This is a genomic window from Peribacillus sp. Bi134 (assembly GCF_918698065.1).
GTDB lineage: Bacteria > Bacillota > Bacilli > Bacillales > DSM-1321 > Peribacillus.
Genome location: NZ_CAKKLN010000003.1, coordinates 540,691 through 565,051, shown reverse-complemented (window position 1 = coordinate 565,051; position 24,361 = coordinate 540,691). Strand labels below are relative to the sequence as shown.

Annotated in this window: 21 protein-coding genes; 17 read left to right on the top strand and 4 right to left on the bottom strand. The window is 38.1% G+C overall.

The genetic code is table 11. The annotated features are described in order from the left end of the window. The first annotated feature begins 5 nt into the window (after positions 1-5). The 5 genes from LQ188_RS08565 (at position 6) to LQ188_RS08545 (ending at position 4,818) form a co-directional block, all read left to right on the top strand. Entirely contained in the window at positions 6-884 is an 879-nt protein-coding gene (locus LQ188_RS08565) for an NAD(P)-dependent oxidoreductase (RefSeq protein ID WP_095679740.1), read from the top strand. A 174-nt stretch (positions 885-1,058) separates the two neighbouring features. Continuing rightward, a complete protein-coding gene (locus tag LQ188_RS08560) occupies positions 1,059-2,009 on the top strand; it encodes a hydroxyacid dehydrogenase (RefSeq protein ID WP_230176557.1) in 951 nt (316 codons plus the stop codon). A 144-nt stretch (positions 2,010-2,153) separates the two neighbouring features. Further along, positions 2,154-2,498 carry a UxaA family hydrolase gene (locus LQ188_RS08555; protein WP_098187336.1) on the top strand — a complete coding sequence of 115 codons (345 nt, stop codon included), beginning with the start codon at positions 2,154-2,156 and terminating at the stop codon, positions 2,496-2,498. A gap of 2 nt (positions 2,499-2,500) precedes the next feature. Next, positions 2,501-3,658, top strand: a complete 1,158-nt coding sequence (locus tag LQ188_RS08550; protein ID WP_098187335.1) for a UxaA family hydrolase — start codon at positions 2,501-2,503, stop codon at positions 3,656-3,658. A gap of 89 nt (positions 3,659-3,747) precedes the next feature. Continuing rightward, a complete protein-coding gene (locus LQ188_RS08545; protein ID WP_230176556.1) occupies positions 3,748-4,818 on the top strand; it encodes an Ldh family oxidoreductase in 1,071 nt (356 codons plus the stop codon). A 105-nt stretch (positions 4,819-4,923) separates the two neighbouring features. Here the strand turns inward: LQ188_RS08545 and LQ188_RS08540 are convergent, their stop codons facing one another. After that, the gene (locus tag LQ188_RS08540; protein WP_230176555.1) at positions 4,924-5,610 is read right to left on the bottom strand and encodes a FadR/GntR family transcriptional regulator; all 687 of its coding nucleotides are present in this window, start codon (positions 5,608-5,610) and stop codon (positions 4,924-4,926) included. Between the two features lie 244 nt (positions 5,611-5,854). Further along, on the bottom strand, positions 5,855-6,913 hold the full coding sequence (locus tag LQ188_RS08535) for a YeiH family protein (RefSeq protein WP_230176554.1): 1,059 nt from the start codon (positions 6,911-6,913) through the stop codon (positions 5,855-5,857). A gap of 362 nt (positions 6,914-7,275) precedes the next feature. Here LQ188_RS08535 and LQ188_RS08530 point away from each other — a divergent pair, with 362 nt between their 5' ends. The 5 genes from LQ188_RS08530 to abc-f all read left to right on the top strand — a co-directional run bounded on the left by LQ188_RS08530 (position 7,276) and on the right by abc-f (position 13,830). Next, complete coding sequence (locus tag LQ188_RS08530) at positions 7,276-8,268, top strand: DctP family TRAP transporter solute-binding subunit (RefSeq protein WP_095679733.1); 993 nt, start codon at positions 7,276-7,278, stop codon at positions 8,266-8,268. 17 nt (positions 8,269-8,285) lie between these two features. Further along, positions 8,286-8,858, top strand: a complete 573-nt coding sequence (locus tag LQ188_RS08525) for a TRAP transporter small permease (protein WP_230176553.1) — start codon at positions 8,286-8,288, stop codon at positions 8,856-8,858. Between the two features lie 18 nt (positions 8,859-8,876). Continuing rightward, positions 8,877-10,157 (top strand): TRAP transporter large permease, encoded by a 1,281-nt coding sequence (locus LQ188_RS08520; RefSeq protein WP_095679732.1) that lies wholly within the window; start codon positions 8,877-8,879, stop codon positions 10,155-10,157. Between the two features lie 723 nt (positions 10,158-10,880). Continuing rightward, positions 10,881-11,750 (top strand): cation diffusion facilitator family transporter, encoded by an 870-nt coding sequence (locus LQ188_RS08515; RefSeq protein WP_101221616.1) that lies wholly within the window; start codon positions 10,881-10,883, stop codon positions 11,748-11,750. Positions 11,751-12,201: 451 nt separating this feature from the next. Next, positions 12,202-13,830, top strand: a complete 1,629-nt coding sequence (gene abc-f / locus LQ188_RS08510) for a ribosomal protection-like ABC-F family protein (protein WP_230176552.1) — start codon at positions 12,202-12,204, stop codon at positions 13,828-13,830. Positions 13,831-14,074: 244 nt separating this feature from the next. Here the strand turns inward: abc-f and LQ188_RS08505 are convergent, their stop codons facing one another. Continuing rightward, a complete protein-coding gene (locus LQ188_RS08505; RefSeq protein ID WP_230176551.1) occupies positions 14,075-14,422 on the bottom strand; it encodes a potassium channel family protein in 348 nt (115 codons plus the stop codon). Positions 14,423-14,627: 205 nt separating this feature from the next. Here LQ188_RS08505 and LQ188_RS08500 point away from each other — a divergent pair, with 205 nt between their 5' ends. Then, positions 14,628-15,050: a VOC family protein gene (locus LQ188_RS08500; RefSeq protein ID WP_230176550.1), complete on the top strand. Its 423-nt coding sequence runs from the start codon at positions 14,628-14,630 to the stop codon at positions 15,048-15,050. 196 nt (positions 15,051-15,246) lie between these two features. Here the strand turns inward: LQ188_RS08500 and LQ188_RS08495 are convergent, their stop codons facing one another. After that, positions 15,247-16,665, bottom strand: coding sequence for a sigma 54-interacting transcriptional regulator (locus tag LQ188_RS08495; protein WP_230176549.1), 1,419 nt, complete (start codon positions 16,663-16,665; stop codon positions 15,247-15,249). A gap of 447 nt (positions 16,666-17,112) precedes the next feature. Between LQ188_RS08495 and LQ188_RS08490 the strand changes: the two genes are divergently transcribed. The 6 genes from LQ188_RS08490 to LQ188_RS08465 all read left to right on the top strand — a co-directional run bounded on the left by LQ188_RS08490 (position 17,113) and on the right by LQ188_RS08465 (position 24,340). Beyond that, entirely contained in the window at positions 17,113-18,321 is a 1,209-nt protein-coding gene (locus LQ188_RS08490; RefSeq protein WP_230176548.1) for an MFS transporter, read from the top strand. 110 nt (positions 18,322-18,431) lie between these two features. Then, a complete protein-coding gene (locus tag LQ188_RS08485) occupies positions 18,432-19,646 on the top strand; it encodes a M20 family metallopeptidase (protein ID WP_230176547.1) in 1,215 nt (404 codons plus the stop codon). A 102-nt stretch (positions 19,647-19,748) separates the two neighbouring features. Next, positions 19,749-21,392, top strand: coding sequence for an amidohydrolase (locus LQ188_RS08480; RefSeq protein WP_230176546.1), 1,644 nt, complete (start codon positions 19,749-19,751; stop codon positions 21,390-21,392). 399 nt (positions 21,393-21,791) lie between these two features. Continuing rightward, entirely contained in the window at positions 21,792-22,118 is a 327-nt protein-coding gene (locus LQ188_RS08475; protein ID WP_230176545.1) for a PTS lactose/cellobiose transporter subunit IIA, read from the top strand. A gap of 273 nt (positions 22,119-22,391) precedes the next feature. Next, positions 22,392-23,294, top strand: a complete 903-nt coding sequence (locus LQ188_RS08470; protein WP_230176544.1) for an aldo/keto reductase family oxidoreductase — start codon at positions 22,392-22,394, stop codon at positions 23,292-23,294. A gap of 446 nt (positions 23,295-23,740) precedes the next feature. Beyond that, complete coding sequence (locus LQ188_RS08465; protein WP_230176543.1) at positions 23,741-24,340, top strand: nucleotidyltransferase family protein; 600 nt, start codon at positions 23,741-23,743, stop codon at positions 24,338-24,340. Positions 24,341-24,361: the final 21 nt, after the last annotated feature.

The following is a 24,361-nucleotide window of genomic DNA, read 5'->3' as shown; positions in this document are numbered from 1 at the left end:
ATGATATGGAAATTGGGTTTATTGGACTAGGTAAAATGGGGAGCGGACTTGCAAAGAATCTTATTCGTTCAGGTTACAAATTAATGTTATACGATATTAACCCTGAAGCTGTACGAGCAGTGATGAAATTAGGGGGGAGAAGTGCTGCTTCTCCGATTGAAATAGCTTCTAATGCAGATTTAGTTTTTACAAGTTTGCCTTTGCCAAAACATTTACTTGAATTGTTAATTGAAAACGATAAACTTCTTCAAGCGATGAAACCGGGGGCTGTACTGATTGACGTTAGTACCATCGACCCTGATACGGCGAGAGTGATCGCGGATGAGGCAGAAAAATATAGTGTGGAATATTTAGCCTGTCCTCTAGGCAAGGGGCCTGCTCAAGCGGAAGAAGGTACAGAACCCATTTTTGCTGGGGGCAAAGAAGTTGTTTTTAACTGTCACAAAGAAATGTTAGAAAAAATTGGGCGACCTGTGTCGTACTTGGGAGATGTTGAACAATCAACGGCTTTTAAACTAATTAGTAATATGGTGGGAATGGCAAATTTATCAGTAATGAGTGAGGGGTTTCAATTGGCTATCCAAGCAGGAATCGATCCATCACAATTCAAAGAGTTATTGCATGATACTGGGGCAAATTCAGCCCAATTAAATTTGAGAGGGCCGTTAATTTTGCAAAATGATTATACACCAATGTTTTCTGTGGATTTAGCCGAAAAAGATGTACGTCTTGGTGTAAAGATGGCAGAAACAATAAATTATACTGCCCAGTTTAGTAAATTGGCATTGGTTCATCTTCAAGAAGCACAAAATATGGATTTAGGAAACAAAGATGCTGCAGCCGTATATCAGACATTTCAAAAAAAAGTAGAGTCAAAATCGTAAGGAGACGAAAGGGGAGCGAAGCTGTCGTTTAAATGGGCAGCCATATTATAAGGTTGTTTGTTTTCTATCTTACTATTCAAAAGAGTTTTTTGTAGTAATAAGATCAAAAAATTAAGAGATATTTAAGATATTAATATATATGCTTTTGGAACACATATAAGAGAGGGGTTAGTTATGAAAATATTAATTACAGAACTCATTTGGGAAGAAGGAATAAAGGAACTGGAGGACCAAGGTTTTGAGATTGAATATGATGAAACCTTATGGAGTAAGAGGGAACAATTACTTGAGATTATTCCTCGTTTCGATGCTGTAATTGTAAGAAATCAAACAAAAGTAGATCATGATTTATTGAATTCGGGAATTAATTTAAAAGCAGTAGGTAGACTTGGTGTGGGCCTGGATAATATAGATTTAAAAATAGCTAAAGAAAAAAACATAAAAGTTGTTTATGCAAAACATGCCAATGCAACATCTGTGGCTGAATACGTTATTACTGCAATGTTAAACGTTCAGAGACCTCTTCATTTAGCTGAGTTAGATGTAAGAGAAGGAAATTGGAACAGAAAAAAGTATACTTGCGGGGAGTTGTATCAGAAAACAATTGGTTTAGTTGGTTTGGGTGAGATTTCTCATCGGGTGTCAAAAAGGGCTAAAGCTTTTGGAATGAATGTAATAGGCTATGATCCGTTTGTGACTGAATATGACCATATTTTATCTGAGACAGGTGTTGAAATCAAATCATTGCTTAATGATGTATTGTCTAAATCAGATTTTGTTTCACTCCATGTGCCATTGACATCTCAAACTTATTCTTTGATTGGACAAAATGAGCTGAAATTAATGAAGCCAACCTCTTATATTATTAATACTGCCCGAGGAGGAATCATAGATGAAAATGCTCTTGCAGAAGCATTGAATCACAACATGATTTCCGGTGCTTTTTTAGATGTTCTTGAAGTAGAACCTCTTGATCTTAGACACCCTCTACTTGATTGTAATAATGCTTTTATCACACCACACATCGCCGGTCTAACTAATGAATCTCAAATCCGTACTTCTTCATTAGTGGCAAAAGAAATAATTAAAGTATTGAGTGGAAAAGTGTCCTTATGCATTGTTTGATGCATGAATAAAATTTTTAAAGAGAAAAAACAAAGACAATATTCAGAAAATTTAAAAATGTTATTGACTATACAATTTATTGGTGGTTAAATAAGAATATAAATATTGGTTGGGTCACCATACCAATATAAAGGAGGAAAATTAATGAGCAAGAATAGTCATACGGAAACACCCGTGAAAAATAATCTTGAAGCTCAACCATTGTTATCCACTCACAAATTTCTAATTCACCACCAAGGTGATCATGTAGGTGTGGCTACAACCCCGATTCAAAAAGGGGAGAAAGTAGTTGGTATCTATATGGATGATAATACGGCAGTGGAAGTTGAATCCCTAGATGATATCCCTTTAGGGCACAAAATCTCTCTTGTTAATCTAAATGCAGCGGAACCTGTACTAAAATATGGTGTTCAAATTGGTCTAACAACGAAATCATGGGTGGTGGGCGATTACGTCCATACACACAATATTAAAACGGCGAGGTGGTAAAGATGGAACAACAAATTTATGGATATCGAAGAGAAAACGGTAAAGTAGGCGTTCGTAATCATGTAATTCTTCTACCTGTAGACGACATTTCGAATGCAGCTTGTGAAGCAGTAGCAAAACAAATTCAAGGAACTTTAGCTCTTCCACATGCTTATGGAAGATTGCAGTATGGTCCGGATTTGGACCTGCATTTTAGAACAATGATTGGAATCGGATCTAATCCAAATGTTGCAGCAGTTATAGTAATTGGTATCGAAGAAAATTGGTCTAAGAAAATCGCAGATGGTATTGCTGAAACAGGAAAGCCTGTATCATACTTTTCTATAGAAGGTAATGGAGATTTAGAGACTATTCGTAAAGCTTCTTGGAAAGCCAAAGAGTATTCACAGTGGGCTTCAGAGCTTCAAAGAGTACCAGTTGAATTAAAAGATTTGACTATCAGTATCAAATGCGGTGAGTCAGATACCACAACAGGATTAGGATCTTGTCCAACAGTTTCACAAGCGGTTGATCGCCTTGTGGATGCCGGAGCTACAGTATTCTTCGGTGAAACATCGGAGCTAACTGGAGGAGAGCACATCATTTATAATCGTATGGCCACTCCTGAATTGAAAGAAAAGTTCACATCCGTTTATGAAGATTACGTAGGGGAAATTGAATCAAAAGGTGTAGATCTTCTAGGCTCACAGCCAACACAAGGAAATATCGCTGGCGGCCTATCCACAATCGAGGAAAAAGCCCTTGGCAATATTGCTAAAACTGGAACAAAGCAAATAATAGGAGTACTTGAACCAGCTGAAAGCCCTGAGAATGGAAATGGATTATATTTCATGGATACTTCATCAGCAGCAGCTGAATGTATTACTCTAATGGCCGCTGGCGGAGCTGTCCTTCATCTTTTCCCAACCGGGCAAGGAAATATTATTGGTAACCCAGTTGAACCAGTAGTGAAAATCACAGCAAATCCAATTACGGCAGGTACCATGAGTGAACATATTGATGTAGATGTACAAGGTTTACTATCTCGCCAAATTTCACTTGAAGAAGCGGGTGACCAATTGATGGAAATGATTTGCAGAACTGTGAATGGACGACTGACAAGTGCAGAAGCACTTGGACATAAAGAGTTTGTAATGACAAAACTATATAGAAGTGCATAACTTAAAGTAGTCTCCCTACACATTTCTAGTAGGGAGATTCTTTTTAGAAGATTGAGATAAATAAAAGTCGATTTCAGAGGAGGATCTTAGTGAAAAGGTATAATGAATCAGCGTTAAAGAGTTTTTGTGAAGAACTATTGGGGAAAATGGGAATGTCAAAATTGGATTCTGGTGTAGTGGCAGATTCATTAGTTACAGCGAATATGGAAGGGGTAGACAGCCATGGTATTAGTAGACTTCCAATTTATTCTAAAAGATTTTTAGATAACAGAATAAATATATCACCTAATATTCAACTTCAAGAAAAAAGCCCTTCTGTATTGGTGGTTGATGGAGACAATGGTCTCGGGCACGTAATCAGTTACCATTCTATTTTAAAAGGTATTGAAATGGCTAAAAGTACAGGTACAGCTGCCATCGCTATTAAAAATAGTAATCATTTTGGTACAGCTTCATATTTTTGTAAATTAGCGGCAGAGCAAAATTTAGTATGTATCGGATTTACTAATTCACCTCCAGGCATTGCGCCTTGGGGAGGAAAAAAAGCATTCTTTGGTACGAACCCTATCGCTTTTGGATTTCCCACAGATGATGATAAGCCGGTAATCATTGATTTATCTACGAGTATAGTAGCAAGGGGAAAAATTATCTTAGCTGCTAACCAAGGAAAGGAAATACCTGAAGGCTGGGCAATAGATAGAGAAGGTCAGCCGACTACTAGCGCCGAAGCTGCTCTTGAGGGGTCGGTATTACCTCTGGGCGGAGCTAAAGGAGCGGCTTTAGCCTTAGCTGTAGAAATTTTGACAGGTGTACTATCAGGGGCTGCTTTTGGGCCAAAAGTAAAAAATTTATATGATGAAAAAGAGATTGAACCTGCAAATGTCGGGCACTTTTTTATTTTATTGGATATTGAGAAATTTATTGACCTTGATGTATTTTTTCTATCTATTAACATGCTATTAAAAGAAATGAAAGCGGTTCCTAAAGCTCTGGAAAGTAGTGAGATACGATATCCTGGGGAACGAAGAAGACAGGAGGCTCTAAATAGTTTAAAAGAAGGAATTCAATTGCCGGACAGTGTTTTAGGAGAACTGGTTAGATTGGGTGAACAGTTTGACATCCCTTTTCCATGCCCCATGAAAACAGACCTTCTGACTTAATAATATAAAGGCTGTTCATATAAAACCTTTTACCTTGCTATTAATGACGTGCATGTCATAATAACAATGATCAAGTGTCTTATAATGAACAGCCTTTTAAATAAATTAATTGTTCTCGGTAATAGATTTCTCAACACTTTCTAAATGCTCTTTCATGTACCTTTGTGCCAATACGATATCTTTTTGTTTAATGGCTTCAAGAATTTTGCTATGTTCCTGTACGGATTGTATAGCACGTCCTGGGATTTGAATCGTTTTCATTCGAGATTCAGACAATAAGTCGATGAGAAAATGCATAATCCTAATAAGTACCATATTTTTAGAGTTATTGGCCAGAGTTAAGTGGAATTTATGGTCCAATTCTGCTAACCTGTCAAAGTTTGTGTTAGTTTTTGCGATCTCTTTTGCTTCATTAATAATTCGATCTAATTGATTAACTTGTTCTAAATCAGAGTTTTCAATGGACCACTTTACTGTGGATTCTTCTAAAACTTTTCGAACTGAAAAAAAATCTTTTATCTGATCGGAAGATACAAAAAAAGCTTCTGTCATTTTTTGTATTTGATATTCTGGTGAAGAAATAAAAACACCTGTGCCATGTTTGACAGTCAAGTACCCATAAGCTTCAAGAATTTTATAAGCTTCTCTAACCGTGTTTCTACTTACTTGAAGTTCTAAGGCCATATCTCTTTCACCTAGGATTTTTTCACCTTCTTTATATACCCCATCTTGAATTCTTTTTTTTATATTATCTGCAACCTGTTCCGAGACCCCTTTTCTGTTGACGATCATTGTATATCTCTCCTATCTTTTTTGATACAGACAGTATTTGCCTATATAAAGGTGGACATTTAAAGAGATTCCATGACCCAACCTTTATTTTATTTAAACATGACCTTATATAGTAAGCAATCCATATTTCGGCTCGCATTATTGAAAACGCATTAATTTATCGTTGTGATATAAAAAATGCTCGCAGAAATCTCTTTGTTAAAGAATCATCTGCAAGCTGAATTGTTCCCAACTCATACCTATATTAAATTTTGGTAAGAAAAAATCCTAAAATTATTAAGGCAAGAGAGCCAATTGAGCCTGTTAGCAAAACATTGCGATTCAACTTTTTAAACTCTTTGAAGTTGACACTTAAACCAAGACCAGCCATAGCCATGGATAATAGATAAATACTTAATGTAATTAATACTTCTGTAATGGACTCTGAAAAAACCCCCCATGTATTCAAAATACACATTGCTAAAAAGCCAAAAATGAACCAAGGTATGGGTAATTCCTTCAAACCTCTTTTCTTAATATTTACAGGGTGACTTTTTTTGAAAAAAATTCCGAAAATGATCGCTACAGGAATTAGAAGGGTTACTCGCCCTAGCTTTACAAGAATCGCTGTATCACTGCTTGCATCTCCACCTGGAGCTGCAGCGGCAATTACATGAGCTAACTCATGTAGAGTTGAGCCAGCTAATACACCATATTTATAACTACTTAAATCAAGGACAGGGTATATAAAAGTGTATACAATCGTTACTACTGTTCCTAGAATTGCGATAAAGGCAACAGATATGGCCGTCGTTTCTTTCTTAGCTCCTATTAATGGTGCGATAGCGACAATGGCTGCTGCTCCACATACTGCAGTTCCGACTGCGATTAGGGCTGATAAATGTCGGTCAATAGAAAGCAGTTTTCCTAAATACAACATAAAACCCAGTGTAAAAGAAATTACTATTACATCAATCAAAACTATGGAAAAGCCTGCTGAAATAATCTGTTGTAAATCTAACCTTAAACCCATCAAAATAATTCCTGCACGCAGTAATATTTTACTGCTAAATGTTATCCCAGTTGTTGAACCTTGTGGAACATCTATTGTTGCTTTCCATGCCATACCCAAAATGATCGATATAATCATGCTCCCCATTACCGAAAAAATGGGAATCTTTATAACAATCCCAGCGATAAAGGCTATTGCAGCTGTTAATAAAAGTCCCTTTATAAAACCTATATATTTTAAATAAGGTTTGGGGTTAGGACTAGGAGGGGGTATAGACTTTTCATTTATTTTTCCCCTTGCTAAGCTACTCAAATTTTATCCTCCTTTAACTTTAAATTGGAATTTAGCAACAATGTGGCTCAGTGACCCAACCAATAATTTAATTAAATCATTTTCTGCAATCTTTATCAACGAAATTTTAAAATTAAAAGTTAAATATTTTAAAAATACTGACTTTAATTGATTTTTGTTTTGTGAAAACTGTAATGTTTTTTGAATATTCAATAAATAATTAAAAAGTTATTGATTTTTTTGGAAATTTTCAATAAAATGAGTTTAGTGGTTGGGTGACTGAACAACTTAGACATAAAATGATATTTTAGTTTTACATGTACGGAATTAGGCAAATCAACCTTATTAATGAAAGGGCTTACAAAATGTTAGGAGGATGTTACATGAAGAGATATGCTTCCATTCTTATTGTTTTAATTTTCATTCTTGGTGGTTGCTCCAATGCTGTAACAAGTAAGGAGAAAGGTGCCGAATATGTGTTAAGGTTAGGACATTTACAGACTGAGGTTCACCCTTATCACAAAGGTGCCTTAAAGTTCAAAGAGGAAGTAGAAAAAAGATCTGAAGGGAGAATAAAAGTTGACATTTTTCCTAGTAGTCAATTAGGAAATGGAAGGGATCAGATTGAAGGAGCTCAAATAGGGTCCATTCATTTCCACATTGGTTCAGTAGCTCCTGTTACAAACTTTGCACCTAAGTTTAATCTACTTAATTTACCTTATTTATTTGAAAGTCGTGAACATGCTTTCAGAGTTTTAGATGGGGAGATTGGAAAAGAAATTGCTGCCGATTTGGAAAATAGAGGTTTAATCAATTTAGGTTATATGGAAAATGGTTGGAGACATATGACAAACAATAAAAAGCCAATAAAAACAAGTAAAGATGCCTCCAATTTAAAACTAAGAGTTCAGGAATCCCCACCATATCTTTCTTTTATTAAAGCTCTCGATTCTAATCCAGTACCTGTACCATTTGGGGAACTTTATACCGCATTAGAACAAAAGGTTGTGGACGGGCAGGAGAATCCACTCGCACAAATTTATTTGAATAAATTGAATGAAGTTCAAAAATATCTAACATTGACTTCTCATAATTATGATGCAGCTGTTTTTATCATGAGTAAAACCACGTTTGATACTTTACCCCTGGATCTTCAAGAAATCGTAAAAGAATCTTCACAAGAGGCTATCCAATATGAGAGAAAAGTATCGATAAAGGATGAAAAAAAGATATTGGGAGAGTTAAGAAAAAGCGAAATTCAAATTGAAGAAAACCCAGATTTAGAGTCTTTTAGGGAGGCAGTTAAACCTGTTTATAAGGAATTTGAGTCTTCTTTAGGCAAAGACTTGTATTTGAAAGTTGAGAGCCTTAAATAAAGTTAGGGGGATTTATATTGAAAGTATTTATGGGGAATTTGAGTGGGAAAATTAATCAAATAAGTCGTTTCTTCCTAATTTTTTTCTTTATCATTGCCTTTTTGTCAACAGTTTATCAAGTGTTTTCACGTTTTATTTTACAGAGTATGATGCTGAAAAAGGCTCTTCCTATGGTCGACTTTTCTATATTTAATTTAACCTGGATCGAAGAGCTCATTCGATATTTGTTTGTTTGGATTGTCTTTTTAGGAATTGGGATAGTTTACAAGAGCAAGGGCCACGCACAAGTGGAAATATTACATCATTATTTACCTGAAATTTTTAAAAATAAGTTATTGGCGTTTATTGAAATAGTAAATTCGTTCCTGTTTCTATTTTTAATTGTATATGGATGGAGTATATTGAAGTTTACTAGTCAACAAATTTCACCGTCGTTAGGAATAAATATGACTTTTATTTACGGAGCTGTCCTCATCTGTTCCTTGACCTGTCTGATTCACTCTTCGGTTCATTTACTTGGATTGGTATCGATTAAAAATGTAATAAAAGAAGATGTTTATGAAGAAATCCATAAAAATACCAATATATGAAATTGAGGTGGAGTATTAATGACAGTAGCTATTATCGTCCTTTTTGTATTATTCTTCTTAATGATTATCGGCGTTCCCATTGCCATTTCCCTTATTTTGGCTTCAGTTGCCGGATTTATGTCCAGCATCTATTATATTCCATTAGAAGTAATTCCTCAAAGATTGATAACTTCGGTAGATTCATTTCCACTACTAGCCATTCCTTTTTTCATGCTCACAGGTGAATTCATGATGTCAGGCAGCATGGGGCGTAGAATAGCAGGCTTTGCATTTGCCACCGTGGGCTGGGTAAGAGCTGGATTGGCGCAAGTTTCTACTCTAACCAGTATGTTTTTTGCTGGGATTTCTGGTTCAGGGGCAGCTGACACAGCGGCTGTTGGGAAAATGATGATTCCAATGATGGAGGAGAAAGGATATGATAAAGGTTTTGCAGCTGCTACTGTTGCTAGTGCGGGGACGATTGCGGTAGTTATTCCACCCTCCATACCAATGATTGTTTATGGAGTAACTGCGGGAGTCTCTATTGGGGATTTATTTACTGCAGGAATAATCCCTGGGATATTAATCGGATTATCTATAATGATGTTAAACTATTGGCTCACAAAAAAGAATGGGTATTCTGAAGAGGTAGGTACATTTGAATTTGCCTCCTTCAAAAAAACCTTTTTTGAAGGAATATTGGCTTTAGTTTTACCTCTAATTATTATTTTTGGAATTCGTGGAGGGATATTCACCCCGACTGAAGCTGCTGCTATAGCTGCAGCGTATGCTTTTATAATAAATAAATTTGTCTACAAAGATATGGACTGGAAAGACATTCCGATTGCATTTCTTAATGCAGGGAAAATGACAGCGATGGTTGTCTTTATCATAGCAGGTGCCAACTTATTTGGTTGGCTTTTAACAGCAGAGCAAATCCCACAACTTCTCACCCAGCTTGTTACAAGCTTTTCTGAAAACAAATATATTTTACTAGTTATGTTTAATATTATTTTCTTTATCGCTGGATGCTTTTTGAACGCATCTGCCGCTATTACTATTCTAACGCCTTTACTTCTACCAATCGCTGTGGGAGTTGGAATTGATCCAATATTTTTTGGTTTGATCATGGTTGTCAATCTTTCTATTGGGCTTATAACTCCCCCTGTAGGGTTGGATCTTTTTATTGTAAAAGGGATAGCTAATGTATCATATGACAAGTTAATTCAATCAATTGTACCATTCATTATTGTGATGATTTGTGACTTATTAATTATTACTTATTTTCCTGCACTCTCAATGTTCTTAACTACTTTATAACTTTTTAATAAGTCGACGGGTCTATAAGCACGGCTACTGTATTTCAAATATCGATATTAAACATGGTTAATCAGAAATTATTGTCTTGATGGATTTTAAACTACACGGTTACTTAGCTGAAAATCAAAGCGTCTTGTAGCTGAATTTTAATTTTTTGAACTATCGGGTCAGGGGAGTTTAAGATAATATTGCTATCTTGCAATAAGTGGGGGGAATTTACAATGACAAATTTAAAAGGTATTTTTGAGTAATACAATTGGTGGCAATCATGAAGATTGGCTCTTGAAATATGCAACTAATCGCATCAAGTGACATACTAACATCATGAAACTTACTCATTCGTCAGCTATTACTATATATCGAACGGTACTTCTTAAATCAATCACCTAATATCTGTTACAAGAAGTTGTAGAATCTCCCAAAAATAGCTTAGTGATTCATTTGTAGAAGATTAAGAACCCCAGATAACCTTCCAAGGGAGGTTATCTGGGGTTTACAGTTGAATGTGTAAAATAACACTTAAATTTATCGGACAAAGTGATAACCGCCCGGTTGGGTTTTATAATCCAGGGTTTATCAATATCATTCTTTTCAGATAGTTTGCCTTATGCAACATAGTTATATATCACTTACTTATATAAAGCGATACAAAAAGGTTGCTATAGACCCACCCATTTTTAAGTTGATATGATATTCAGGTACTTAATTGTGGGGGGAAGTTGAATGGAAGAACAAAAATATAATGATCTCAAATTAGGCGAACGTGGAGCAATCATCAGTATAATTGCTTATATTTGTCTATCGATCATGAAGCTGGCTATCGGATACATAAGCGACTCAGCGGCCTTGAAAGCGGATGGTTTGAATAACACGACTGATATTATTGCGTCCATTGCCGTACTGATCGGTTTAAGGCTAGCTCAAAGACCCCCCGATAAAGATCATGGTTATGGTCATTGGAAAAGTGAAACGATTGCATCGATGGTAGCTTCATTTATTATGTTTGCTGTTGGTGTACAAGTTTTAATAGATGCAGTTGCTTCCATGCTTAAAGGTGGAAAGGAATCTCCTGACATTATTGCCGGGTATGTAGGTGTTTTATCAGCAATAGCCATGTATTTTGTATACCGATATAATAAAAAGCTTGCTATGAAAATTAACAGTAAAGCCGTTATGGCAGCTTCGAAAGATAATATTTCCGATGCTTGGGTAAGTATTGGAACAGCTATAGGGATTTTTGGCTCCCAATTAAACATGCCTTGGCTGGATCCCCTTACTGCAGTCATTGTTGGTTTATTAATATGCAAAACAGCCTGGGATATTTTCATTCAAGCCTCACATGAACTTTCTGACGGATTTGATGAAAATAAAATTCATCTATATAAGGATGTAATTACAAATGTCGATGGAGTCAAGGGGATAAAAGAGATTAAAGGGAGAAATTACGGTAACAACGAAGTGATTGATGTTGTGATCCTTGTCAATTCTACCTTGGATATTAAAGAAGCACATGATATAGCGACACATGTAGAAAAAGTGATGATGACAGATCATGGAGTGTATGATGTTCATGTCCATGTAGAGCCCAATTAATTTTCTCTTTTTATGAATTAAGAAAAAAGGGTATAAATCTGCTTTACAAACATATTAATAATATGCAATCATTAATTCATTACATTGGAAGGAATAGGTACCTTATACAATGAAGCAGTAATCTTATCAAATAAACAGTAAATCTAAATCAATTTCAATGGGTGTTATCGGTTAGATATATTCAATGAAAAACGCGTCACTTTGTTTGCTTACCGGTTTTATCGGTAAGTTAAGTGAATTCACTTTTTCATTTGAACAAGAATCTTTTTAGATACCCATGTGAGATTTTTAATGATTATGTTTAGAGATGGGATACGTCTGTTCGTTTATAGGTACTAATTCATATACAACTACTTTTTCTGTTATCAAAGCAGATGAGGTATATTTGGTTTATGTATATTAATTTAGTAGCAGGCGATCTCTCTCTAGAAAAATGGAGGGGGATTTTTTCATGTTATTTTTAAAAGCGAATGATTTAAAGAAAAGCTACGGGAGCCATGAAGTTCTTTCTGTAGATACACTTCATCTTTATAGTCATGACCGTGTTGGTTTGGTTGGTAGGAATGGAGAAGGTAAAACGACCCTGCTTTCTATACTAGCGGGCGTGAGGGAACCCGATTCCGGTTATATAGAGAGCTATGGAACAGTCAGCTATATCCCGCAGATGGAAGAAACTGAACAAGAAATAAGCGGTGTATTAACGAGCATATGGAAATTGCCCAATGAGGATCAAGAAAACATAAGCGGCGGTGAACGTACTCGAAGAAAAATCGCCGCAGCCCTTTCTTCCAATGCGGATGTATTGATTGCGGATGAACCTACCAGCCATTTGGATATATTCGGAATTGAACAATTGGAAAAGGATTTAAAATCTTTTAATGGCGCTATTTTGCTTACTTCACATGATAAAGCATTCTTGAATCATCTGTGTACAACAATATGGGAAGTTGAGCAAGGCAAGGTAACGGTATATGAAGGGAATTACGAAGCGTATATCAAACAAAAGCAAGCAAAAACAGAAAAGGAAAATAAGCAATATGAAGAGTATACCCGCGAAAAGAACCGGTTGAAACAGGCTGCACAAAACCTCCAAGCCAAATCTGATTCAATTAGGAAAGCCCCTAAACGAATGGGTAATTCAGAAGCAAGGCTCCATAAACGCAGCGCCGGGAAACAGAAGGCGAAATTGAACCGTTCTGCTGAAGCGATTGAAACTAGGATTGAAAAATTAGCAAAAAAAGAAAAACCGAGGGAGGATCCCCCTATCATCTTTGATATTTCAGAATTTCCATCTTTGCATAGCAAAAGGGTCATTCGATTTAATGGCTGTTCCCTGAAAGTTGGATCAAGGATGCTGAAGCAACATATTTTTGGAGACGTCCAACTAGCTTGCAGACTCGCCATCAATGGTCAAAATGGTTCAGGAAAATCGACATTACTGAAAAAGATAGTGGAAAGGCACCCAGATTTATATGTCGCAAAGCCGGCAAAGATTGGATTTTTTGCACAACAACAAGAAAATTTGAATGAAAGTAAAACGGTTCTTGAAAATATATTGGAGTACAGTCCCTACAATCAGGCTTTTATTCGTACGCTATTATCACGATTAGCTTTTAAAGGAAATGACGTTCACAAACAAGTATCACTTTTAAGCGGTGGGGAAAGAGTCAGGGCTTCCCTAGCTAAAGTTTTTTTGGGAAATTATAATGTACTGGTTCTGGATGAACCTACAAATTACCTGGATATTCATACTAAAGAGGCTTTAACCGAAGTGTTAAAAGCATATCCAGGAACCATCGTTTTTGTGACTCATGATCGTTCATTGATCCAATCGCTTGCAACGCATTCACTTTCATTTGAAGATGAACCTTCGAGAGTAAGTGCTATCAATCAGGAAGCAACAAAAACGGCCACACGCAAGGGTGATCATCAAGATAAACAGGCTGAACTTCTTATGATTGAAGTGCAAATCATCGAGACACTTGGGAAACTATCCAGTGTTGTGAAGGAAGAGGAAAAAGAGGAATTGGATAGGGAATATCTCCAACTCTTGAAGAAGAAAAAGGAGCTTGAAGATTAAGTGCAACCCATAAAAGGCCCTTCTCAATCGAGAGGGGCCTTTTGATTGATAAAGAGCGGTTAGTTATTTTACACTTAAACTACCAACAAAGTGGATTAGTGAAAATTAATGAAAAAAAAAGATAATTAATGTTAAAATTAACCAAGTTTATGTAGAAGGGATTCATTTAAATTGGGATTTGATTAGAAGCGATTATTTACACCAATCAAAAAGGAATGCCTGTATTTTAAGCATTCCAATGCATTCAGATTTTGCTGCTGTTGCTCTCGTTTTCCGGTTTCTTTATGATTGCGTATGCTAGGTATCCTATTAAGCCGATAAATAATCCGGTGCCGCCTACAATATAAATCATTGTAAACACTTTTCCTAATGTTGTCTGTGGTTCAAAACTGGGATGCCCAACCGTGCTAAGAGTAACAACGCAGAAGTAAAGGGATTCAATCACAGATAGACCTTCCTGCTTAACATAGAAAATCGTGCCGGAAAATAACATAACGAGGACCAATACGAAAAGAACCTGGAAATTCTTCAATTTAAAAGCGGACCAGAGCGCTTTTAGGAAACGTTTCAAGGTGAGGATAAATGAAATCATTGGTAATCGAATTTCCTTTCGGTTCATTACATTTTAAGTAAAGTGAATGAGTAAATCCTGATATTCGAGCTCGATCAGTCAATCATTCTACTATACAGGAATTCAGCTTGGATTGACAAAAAAAACCGTATTTATTTTGATCTCGTTTGAACTAAAAGAGTTGGTAAACAATAGTAGGAGAAAGTAAGTAAAAAGGGGGACAATCATGAAACCACGTATTACTGTCATAACATTAGGTGTGGATGATTTGGAAAAATCGCTGGAATTCTATCGGGATGGCCTGGGATTTCAAACAGAAGGGATAGTGGGCAAAGAATTTGAGCATGGAGCCGTTGCCTTTTTCCACCTGCAAGGTGGCTTAAAACTTGCCATATGGAATCGCAGGGATATAGCGCATGAGGCCAAGGTTCCTTTGTCTCCGGCAAGTCCTACTGAATTTACCCTTGGTCACAATGTAGGCAGTAAAGAGGAAGTGAATATTGTATTGGAAAAAGCAAAAAAAGCTGGCGCGATCATAACCGATCCGGCACATGACACTTTCTGGGGAGGATACTCTGCACACTTTCAAGACCTTGATGGACACCTTTGGGAAGTCGTTTGGAATCCGCAGTGGGATATTAAAGAATAATGAAAGCCTGGTTGGCAGCGTCATCTCCAGAATAAGGAGAATGCAGAAAGCGAATGAGGTAAAAAATTGAAAAAAGCACTTTACCAAGGGGGTAAGTGCTTTTTTTTTACAAAAAAGCATGACTTTTGGTTGGCCCCTCACACTGTCAAGGTTTCCTAACATTTTTATCAGTTACGGCGGCATCCACCGTTCCAGCTTATTTTTCTTCTTTTGTAATCTCATATTTCGCCAACCTGCGCATAAATAATGACTGAGTAACGCCCAGTGCTTTTGCCGCATCGCGGGTTGTTTTATGATGATGGAATGCTTGTGTGATCATTCTTTTTTCGACGCATTCCAAAACTTCATGTAAAGAATTTCCTGCATTTAAAGAGATAGAAACCTCTTCGGAGACTGAACCGATCAAGCGTTTTGGCAAATCCTGAATTGCAACTTCATCCTCTTTTGCCATAATGACAAGCTGCTCAATTATATTTTCCAATTCCCGTACATTTCCAGGCCAATGATAGTTTTGAAGCACTTCGACCACTTTTGTAGAAAGCACTCGTTTATGGTTATGCAAGTAATTAAACTTCTCCAAATTATACTGAAGGAGACAAAAGATGTCTTCCTTCCGCTCTCGAAGCGAGGGTATGCGGATCGGTAAAATATGGAGGCGATAATATAAATCAGCCCGGAATTTCCCTTCTTTGACCATATCCTCCAAATTACTGTTGGTAGCTGCAATGATACGCACATCGGCTTGTACCGTTCGGGAAGCTCCAATCGGCATGTACGTTTTATTTTGCAGCAATTGAAGGAGTTTGGGTTGTAAAGAATGTGAGAGTTCGCCAATCTCGTCTAAGAAAAGGGTGCCTTTCTCCGCAAGTTTGACAAGTCCGGTTTTGCCGTTTGCATTTGCTCCGGTGAACGCCCCTTTTTGATAGCCGAACAGTTCGGATTCCAGGAGCAATTCCGGAATCGCTGCGCAATTAAGATGGATAAACGGACGATCTTTCCGGTCACTCAGATGATGAATACGTTCAGCTATAAGCGTTTTTCCAACACCTGTTTCCCCTGTAATAAGAACGGTAGTTTCCACACAGGCAACTTTTTCAATTGTTTCCTTGAGCATATCATAGACCCGGCTTTGTCCGATAAAAAAAGGGACTTCTTTTGCCCTTACAAGTTTCGCCTTGAGTTTTTGTAATTCGTGTAAATAAAACCGAAAAGCAGAATCCAATTCTTCAATTTTAATTTGAGAACTGTAACCGACGAAATCCGGAATATCATAACCCAATGCGACTGCATATTTTGGTTTATTATGTTCGTCCAATATTAGATGTCCTGTAGCCACTCCTTTTCCTTCTCCTTCTCCAACTTGTTGAATGACGCTGACATTTTGTTTCTTATCTAAAACTATTTTTGCAACAGACGGCTTGAAGAACCCCTCTTTTTCCAATTGTGAGACGTTTTTTCCGATTAGCTCCTCTTTCTTTTTCCCAATCAGCTTACAGCTCATGTCGCTAACAAAAAGAGTCATTCCGTTCTTATCGGTTATATAAATAGGTTTATTCATGTAGTTCATGATTTTGAATAAATATTCCGGTTCAATGGTTAACATATTCTGATTCATCACTTGCCTTTCCTTTAATGACGGATGGATCGACCTTTTATTTTGAATCGAAAATAGTTCAAAGTTCATCATTATTGTGAGTAGCGTTGATTCAATTTCGATTCATTTGAATCGATTCATAATAATTATACCTTGAATATTTAGAAATTTCACACAATTATACCTATTTACGTTATTTTTTCATTGTAAAGTGATCTTTTTCTTGGCATAAAATTTGCATAAACAATTTGGTGTAAAGGAGGTAAAGAGATCCATAAGAAAACAAAAAATAATGCACTTGAGTTAGTAAATTCGTAATGAACTAAATTGAAGAACTGTCGTAAGAGGAAGTTGCCTTTTTACAGAAACTTGGTGCAAGCTGCCATCCATTATTTGCTGGGCATCATTAAGGGGAGGTTATGATTTGTGAAGGGTATGGCTGTTCAAGGGGACAACAGGAAGTTCATTTTGTCTCTCCTATTTGTGGGTTATATGGTTTCTTATATGGACCGGTTAGTTATGAATCTAGCTGTTGTGCCAATTGGTCAAGAATTCAATCTTAGTCCGGCTGCCACGGGAACAGTAATCAGCGCCTTCTTCTTGGCTTACGCCATCATGCAAATTCCGGCCGGCTGGCTGACAGATCAGTTGGGTTACCGAAGGGTGATTATTTTTTCTATTGTCCTCTGGTCGCTTTTTACAGTCTTCACCGGTTTCGCTTGGTCGTTTACCGCTTTAATCGTGATTCGTTTTTTGTTCGGAATTATGGAGGGGGGATATCCTGCTGCATGTGCAAAAGCCATCGCTGAGTATTTCCCTCAGAAAGAAAAAGGTAAGGCACAGTCCATCTTAATGTCATCGAATTCGTTTGGCGGTCTAATTACGGGTGTTCTTGTGCCAACACTCCTGATCTGGTTAGGTTGGAGGAACGTGTTCTTTGCTCTTGGAGCAGCAGGTGTCATCATCGGAGTACTGCTTTGGAAATACATTCGTAGTCCGATTCAATTGGAAGAAGCAAAAGAACAACAACCAGTAAACAAGGATTCCATGCTCTCTTTATTGAAAACTCGTCAGACATGGGCATTGGTCCTAACGTGGTTTTCAATCAGCATTGCTTCGTGGGGCACGTCTTCATGGTTGCCCATGTATATGGTAACAGTACGCCATTTAGATTTGGTTTCTGCAGGGGTGTTGGGACTCCTTCCGACTACGGCCGCAACTCTGGGAACGGCAGCGGGTGGTTGGTTGCTAGTCAAATTTTCCGGTAGGGAGAAAATGTACTTTTTAATGAATGGACTTTTTTACACAGTATTTTTATTTTTAGCACTCTTCGCACCTAATGTTGGAATGGTCTTTACTTATTTGACACTGTCATCAATCTTTTATGGTTTTGTGTTTAGTGCAGTATACGCACTCCCTCACAAATTGTTTGACAAGAGTGTGATTGGTTCCGCGATTGGAATTATGAATCTGGGATCGATGATTGGTGGATTCATTGCACCGATCATGATGGGTGTACTCATCTCAGAATTAAAAGGTTCTTACGACGGCGCTTTCTGGTTCTTAATTGCGGCTGGTTTGTCCTCCGCGCTATTCGGACTAACCATTCGAAACAGCAATCTTGTTTCTCACGAGGACGTGAGTGATCAAATACAGTCGAATGTCAAAGTAAAATAGTGGTGTTTGGCTAATGGGAAAACAAATTTAGTAAGGTGGAACTGAAATGTTGATCATGTATATAAGCAATCCGGTGGATTAATGCTAGAACAAATATCGGGGTGGAAATGATGCTAAAAAACTTATTTAGTAGACTTCAAGAGGTATATCCGGAGTTGGTTAAATTTCGCAGAGATCTTCATATGTATCCTGAATTATCCTTCCAGGAGATCAATACCCCAAAAATGATCGCTGATTTTTTAACCAACTTGGGATTGGAAGTAAGAACAGAAGTTGGCGGAAGAGGAGTAGTTGGACTCTTGAGAGGAGGGAAACCGGGCAAGACAGTAGCGCTGCGCGCGGATTTCGATGCATTGCCGATATCAGACGAGAAAAACGTGGAGTACAAGTCCCGTATACCTGGGGTGATGCATGCCTGCGGCCATGATATTCATACAGCAGCTTTGATTGGAGTAGCCAAAGTATTAAGCGAAGTGAAGGATGAGCTCGAAGGAAATGTTGTCTTTATCCATCAGTTTGCGGAAGAGGTAATTCCAGGAGGAGCAAAGCCCATGATTGAAGATGGCTGTCTGGATGGAGTCGATGTCATTTATGGAGCCCATGTATCTTCCATTCTTCCGCTTGGTATGGTTGCTGTTGGAGAGGGATATATAATGGCGGCAGGAGATACATTTGAAATTGAGGTTTATGGGAAAGGAGGGCATGGAGCGACTCCTCATTTGACGGTAGACCCAATTGTGGTGGGCAGCCAACTGGTGCTCAATTTGCAGCAAATCGTCAGCCGCCGCGTTGATCCGTCTAAAACAGCGGTTGTCTCGATTGGTTCTTTTCAAAGCGGACAGGCTTTTAATGTCATTCCCGACACAGCCAAAATTACTGGAACGGTACGAACCTTCGAGGAAAGCGTGCAGGTTTTGATAGAAGAAGCCATTGGCCAAATCGCAACATCTAACTGCGAAGGTGCAGGAGCCACTGTGAAATTTAAGTACGAGAGAGGATATCCCGCTTTGTGGAATCATCCGGAGGAAACAATAAAAGCGGACAAGTTAGCAAAAAATCTTCTGGGAGAGGAAAAAGTAATACAAATCCCGCCGTATACGTTAACAGGAATGGAAGATTTCTCCTTATATCTAGAGAAGGTTCCTGGAACGTTTTTCTACGTGGGAGGTGCAAATCCTACGAAGAATGCGATATACCCGCATCATCATCCGAAATTTGATGTAGATGAAAAATCAATGTTGTATATCGGAAAGATGTTTATTGCATTGGTTTTTAATTATCTCTCAAACAGAGATGCCGATTCAATGAATCAAGTAGAAGCTTAGTAGAAATCAATTATGTTTTGTAGGCTGAATTGGCTGAAAAACTAGAACACAACAAAGTATAGTCATTAGATCTTGTTTACAGAAAAAATAAGAGGTGATCGTATGTTTGCTGATGTAGTATTTGTAAACGGACAAGTCATTACCGTCGATTCGAACAATCTGATCGCAGAAGCAGTTGCCGTTAAACGTAACCGAATTGAAGCAGTCGGGACGAATGAGAATATCAAACGTTGGATCGGAGAGAGCACCAAAGTGATGGATTTGCGAGGTAGGACTCTACTGCCAGGATTTATAGATTCGCATTTGCACTTGCTCGGTTATGGACTTACAAGGCTAGCGATTAATTGCAAAGACGCATCGATTCAATCCAATGCAGATATTATCTGTGAATTGAAACGGAAGGCGGAATCTATCCCTATAGGAGGGTGGATCATAGCAGTAGGCTACAACGAAATGTTTATGTTGGAAGGGCGGTACCTAACCCGACATGAACTGGATGAAGTGTCGACGGTACACCCGATTCTAATTGTGCGACAATGCGGCCACATTATGATTGCGAACAGTAAAGTGTTGGAATTGGCAGGTGTAAACGACCAATCGGGCGATTCGGAAGGTGCAGTGTTCGGTCGGGACGAATCCGGGAGATTAAACGGGCTACTAGTGGAAGCAGCAATGGATCCGGTAAAACGTGTCATGAATCCGACGGAAGAGGTCTTGGCCAGAGCGGCGGAAATCGCTTCGCGCGATTTCGTATCGTTAGGCATTACGACAATTCATGATGCCGGAGGGTACGAGCCGGTCAATCTTCGCATACTGCAGCAAGCGGTTCGTTCCGGTCGCTTAAAAGTTCGGGTGTATGCAATGGTAGTTCACGAGCCTAACTTTATCCGAATGAGAGAGACGTGCTTGTCGACTGGGTTCGGAGACGATCGATTTCGCATCGGTCCGGCGAAAATCTTTATAGACGGAGCCAGCACCGCGCCGACGCTTGCGACGCGTCAGCCATATGAGACGAATCCGGAAGACAGCGGCATTCTGTATTACACGCAAGAGAATATGAACGACGCGCTCATCTCAGCCCATCGCGATGGTTATCAAATTACGGCTCACGCACAGGGCGATCGGGCAATCGAGATGTTGTTGAATACATTCGAAGAAGCGCTTAGACAATATCCGCGGCACAATCACAGACATCGAATCGAGCATGCCGGTTTGGCGATGCCCGATCTCATCGAGCGAATGGCTAAATTGGGTATAGTGACCGTTCCTAACCCGAACTTTTTCACTGAATTTGGAGATATATACATTAAGCACTTCGGCGCTCGCAGCGACTATTTTTACCCAATTGGAGCCTGTTTAAAAGCTGGCATTGTCGTAGCAGGAGCCTCGGATAGCCCCGTCTCGAACTGCAATCCGCTTATCGGCATTCATGGGGCGGTCAACCGACTGACACCTTCCGGCGCGGTCATTGGGGAAGAGCAGAAAATCTCCGTCATGGAAGCGATTAGGCTGTACACCTGGAACGGAGCCTACGCAAGCTTCGAGGAAGACCGAAAAGGAAGCATCGAGGTAGGGAAATTAGCCGATTTGGTTGTGTTGAACGAACGAATATTGGATGTAACAATTGAAAGAATTGATCAATTACGGGTTGAAATGACGATGATTGACGGGGAAATCGTTTACGAGGTGGGGAAATCTCCGGATGCAAATGATGCGTTGGAAGAAACCATTAATTTCATTATGTAAATATTCAACTACGCTATATCATTCTATTTTTAATGAAAAGTGTAAAGAAAATATATGAATTTGATACTAGGAAAAGAAAAAAATGAGCTCTAGACTAGGCTAGTCTAGGGCTGCAGATTGTCATAAATATTTACTGTTTTAATAAATATGTTTCAAAAATTAGGTAAAATTTTTTAATGATGGCAGTTATCTTTAAATAGGAAAAGAGAAAAATTTTAATTCTTTAAAGATTAAATTGAATAACTGAAATGCAGAAAATGCTAGAAGAAAGATTGAAGGCTTTAAAAGAAAGAAAAACATATAAATCCAATAAATTATGGATCATGTAATGGTAAGGAAGTATTGCGTACGGCTCTCCAATTAATATCAAAATAACATACTATCAAAAGGGGGGTTAATATGACGAAAACGAAAGAGGATCTCTCTGAATTATCATTTCAATTAATTCTCCATAGCGGGAATGCCCGCAGTTGTGCAATGGAAGCCATCGCCTTGCAAAAACAAGGTAAATCAAGCGATGCCCAGGATAAATTAAAGGAAGCGGAACAAGAGTTTGTTGCGGCACATAAAATCCAAACCGCATTGATTCAACAAGAAGTGAATGGTGAGAAATTCGATATTCCAATGCTCCTGATCCATGCTCAAGATCACTTGATGACTTCCATGACAACAAAAGATTTAGCGATAGAAATCGTGGAATTACATGAGAAAACACAAAAGAACTAACAATATTCAGGAGGTTGCTGCGGCAGCCTTTTTCTTATGTTCATAACGTGTGAACTTCAACGAGAAGGCGGCGATATATTTCTTCACGAACCTAAGTTAAATAAATATGGCAGATAAGGGTCACTCAAGATTAGGATTCTCCGAAAATTTAAATTATACTAAGGTTCATGGCAGTAGCTTTAGATACTGTCACTGATTAACGAAGGGTAGTAATGATAGAAAAACAAACAACTAATTAGCAAGCCCAATCATGTTATAAAAGGGGAGAAAAACATGCAAAGAGTCAATCTAACTGAAGATCTTAGTCTTTCACGCATTGTACACGGTATGTGGAGATTGGCAGATTGGAGATTTTCTGCCGAGGATATCCTATCTCTTATTGAACACGGAATGGATCGGGGCGTCACTACATATGATCACGCCGATATATATGGAAGCTATACGTGTGAGGAGATTTTTGGGAACGCACTTTCATTAAAGCCTTCTTTACGCGATAAAATGGAGATCGTTACGAAATGTGGCATCGTTCTTCAATCAGAAAACCGTCCTTCCCATAAAAGTCACCATTACGATACTAGTAAAACCCATATCATAAAGTCTGTTGAACAATCTCTTATGAATCTTAAAACGGATTATATTGATATATTACTTATCCATCGTCCGGATCCCCTGATGGACCCGGCAGAAACGGCTGAGGCGTTTAATCAATTAAAGGAATCAGGAAAGGTCCGGAACTTTGGAGTATCGAACTTCAAAAAACCGCAATGGGATATGCTTCAATCATATCTAGACTATCCGCTTGTGACGAATCAGCTGGAGCTTTCGGCATACAATCTTGAAAACTTCGAAGACGGAACCTTGAACTTATGTCAGGAAAAGGGCGTTGCGCCTATGGCATGGTCACCGCTTGCAGGAGGCAGCATCTTTGAGGAATCGAACGAAAAAGCTGTCCGCTTAAGAAAAACATTAGAAACCGTAAAAGAAGAGATCGGGGCTAACGGAATAGATGAAGTGATGTATGCCTGGCTGTTGAGGCATCCCGCAAAAATCATTCCAATCGTTGGGTCCGGTAAGAAAGAACGGTTGGACAGCGCTATTGATTCACTAAACTTAAGCATGGAAAAAGAGCAATGGTTTAACATATTAACAAGCTCGATGGGACATGATATTCCGTAATGAATTGCACCTTTGAACAAGAAACCTTGCTTCATTAATGGGGACCTCCGTAAAGAGGTCCCCATTAGTTTGTCTACAAACTGAAGTCTTTGCTCATTAGAGCAAAGGCTTCTTTATATTCTAAAAAAAACACCGTTATTTGATAATTCAATAATTTTAGCTTCTTCGATTAAACACTGGTCAATACTTGACACTCATTCTCTTAAATTAAGGACTATGTATTGTCTCTTTATATCTTTTATAATTTAAAAATAGTATCAAGTTGGTTAATAAGTAATATAATGAGGTTTTTACGCATATAAAGAAAAAACACTATCCAGATTCTTTAATTAAAATTCAAAACATAAACAATCAATGTTCTCTTAATAGTCCATACAGCAAATCCTTCCTCCGCTTGTGATTTTATTGTGAGATTAAAGAAAAATGATAGGTAGAAGGTGACGAATATGGAAGCAATAGTCCTGGCTGCTGGATATTCCAGCCGAGCGAATGCATTTAAAATGACTTTGCCGATGGGGCAAATGAGCGTGTTGGAGCAAACGATCTCTAAATTTGAAGGATTATGCAACAAGGTCATCGTCGTAGCTGGATTTCAAGCGGAAATCATCCAAGAGGAAATTGTCAAAATTATCAGTGAAAATGCCTATTCATTTCAGATCAAGTTTGTTTATAATGAAAACTTTAACCAGGGAATGTTTCATTCCATTCAAAAGGGCTGCAACGAAGTAAATGACCCAACCTTCTTTATAACACCCGGCGATTGTCCGCTTGTAAAAAAAGAGACTGTTCAGCTACTAGCAAAACACAAAGGAAACGTGGTTATTCCCAGCTTTGACTATAAAGGCGGCCATCCCATTAAATTATCAAGCGAAGTGAAACAGAAAATTCTCGAAACCAATCCAGAAAGTAATTTGCGTGTGGTCCTGGGCGGTTACGAAAAGCAATACATGAATGTAGATGATGCGGGAGTATTAATGGATGTTGATACACCGGAGGATTACCAAAAAGCCATTGATTATGATAATGCTTTAAATTTCTCGAAGTAAAAATAAAAATAAAAACTACGA

Coding starts and splice junctions, on each gene's coding strand:
- LQ188_RS08485 (WP_230176547.1), top strand. CDS start 18,432: ATGCTAAAAAACTTATTTAGTAGACTTCAAGAGGTATATCCGGAGTTG.
- LQ188_RS08520 (WP_095679732.1), top strand. CDS start 8,877: ATGACAGTAGCTATTATCGTCCTTTTTGTATTATTCTTCTTAATGATT.
- LQ188_RS08515 (WP_101221616.1), top strand. CDS start 10,881: ATGGAAGAACAAAAATATAATGATCTCAAATTAGGCGAACGTGGAGCA.
- LQ188_RS08560 (WP_230176557.1), top strand. CDS start 1,059: ATGAAAATATTAATTACAGAACTCATTTGGGAAGAAGGAATAAAGGAA.
- LQ188_RS08550 (WP_098187335.1), top strand. CDS start 2,501: ATGGAACAACAAATTTATGGATATCGAAGAGAAAACGGTAAAGTAGGC.
- LQ188_RS08495 (WP_230176549.1), bottom strand. CDS start 16,665: ATGAATCAGAATATGTTAACCATTGAACCGGAATATTTATTCAAAATC.
- LQ188_RS08465 (WP_230176543.1), top strand. CDS start 23,741: ATGGAAGCAATAGTCCTGGCTGCTGGATATTCCAGCCGAGCGAATGCA.
- LQ188_RS08530 (WP_095679733.1), top strand. CDS start 7,276: ATGAAGAGATATGCTTCCATTCTTATTGTTTTAATTTTCATTCTTGGT.
- LQ188_RS08480 (WP_230176546.1), top strand. CDS start 19,749: ATGTTTGCTGATGTAGTATTTGTAAACGGACAAGTCATTACCGTCGAT.
- LQ188_RS08555 (WP_098187336.1), top strand. CDS start 2,154: ATGAGCAAGAATAGTCATACGGAAACACCCGTGAAAAATAATCTTGAA.
- LQ188_RS08470 (WP_230176544.1), top strand. CDS start 22,392: ATGCAAAGAGTCAATCTAACTGAAGATCTTAGTCTTTCACGCATTGTA.
- LQ188_RS08565 (WP_095679740.1), top strand. CDS start 6: ATGGAAATTGGGTTTATTGGACTAGGTAAAATGGGGAGCGGACTTGCA.
- LQ188_RS08540 (WP_230176555.1), bottom strand. CDS start 5,610: ATGATCGTCAACAGAAAAGGGGTCTCGGAACAGGTTGCAGATAATATA.
- abc-f (WP_230176552.1), top strand. CDS start 12,202: ATGTTATTTTTAAAAGCGAATGATTTAAAGAAAAGCTACGGGAGCCAT.
- LQ188_RS08505 (WP_230176551.1), bottom strand. CDS start 14,422: ATGATTTCATTTATCCTCACCTTGAAACGTTTCCTAAAAGCGCTCTGG.
- LQ188_RS08500 (WP_230176550.1), top strand. CDS start 14,628: ATGAAACCACGTATTACTGTCATAACATTAGGTGTGGATGATTTGGAA.
- LQ188_RS08475 (WP_230176545.1), top strand. CDS start 21,792: ATGACGAAAACGAAAGAGGATCTCTCTGAATTATCATTTCAATTAATT.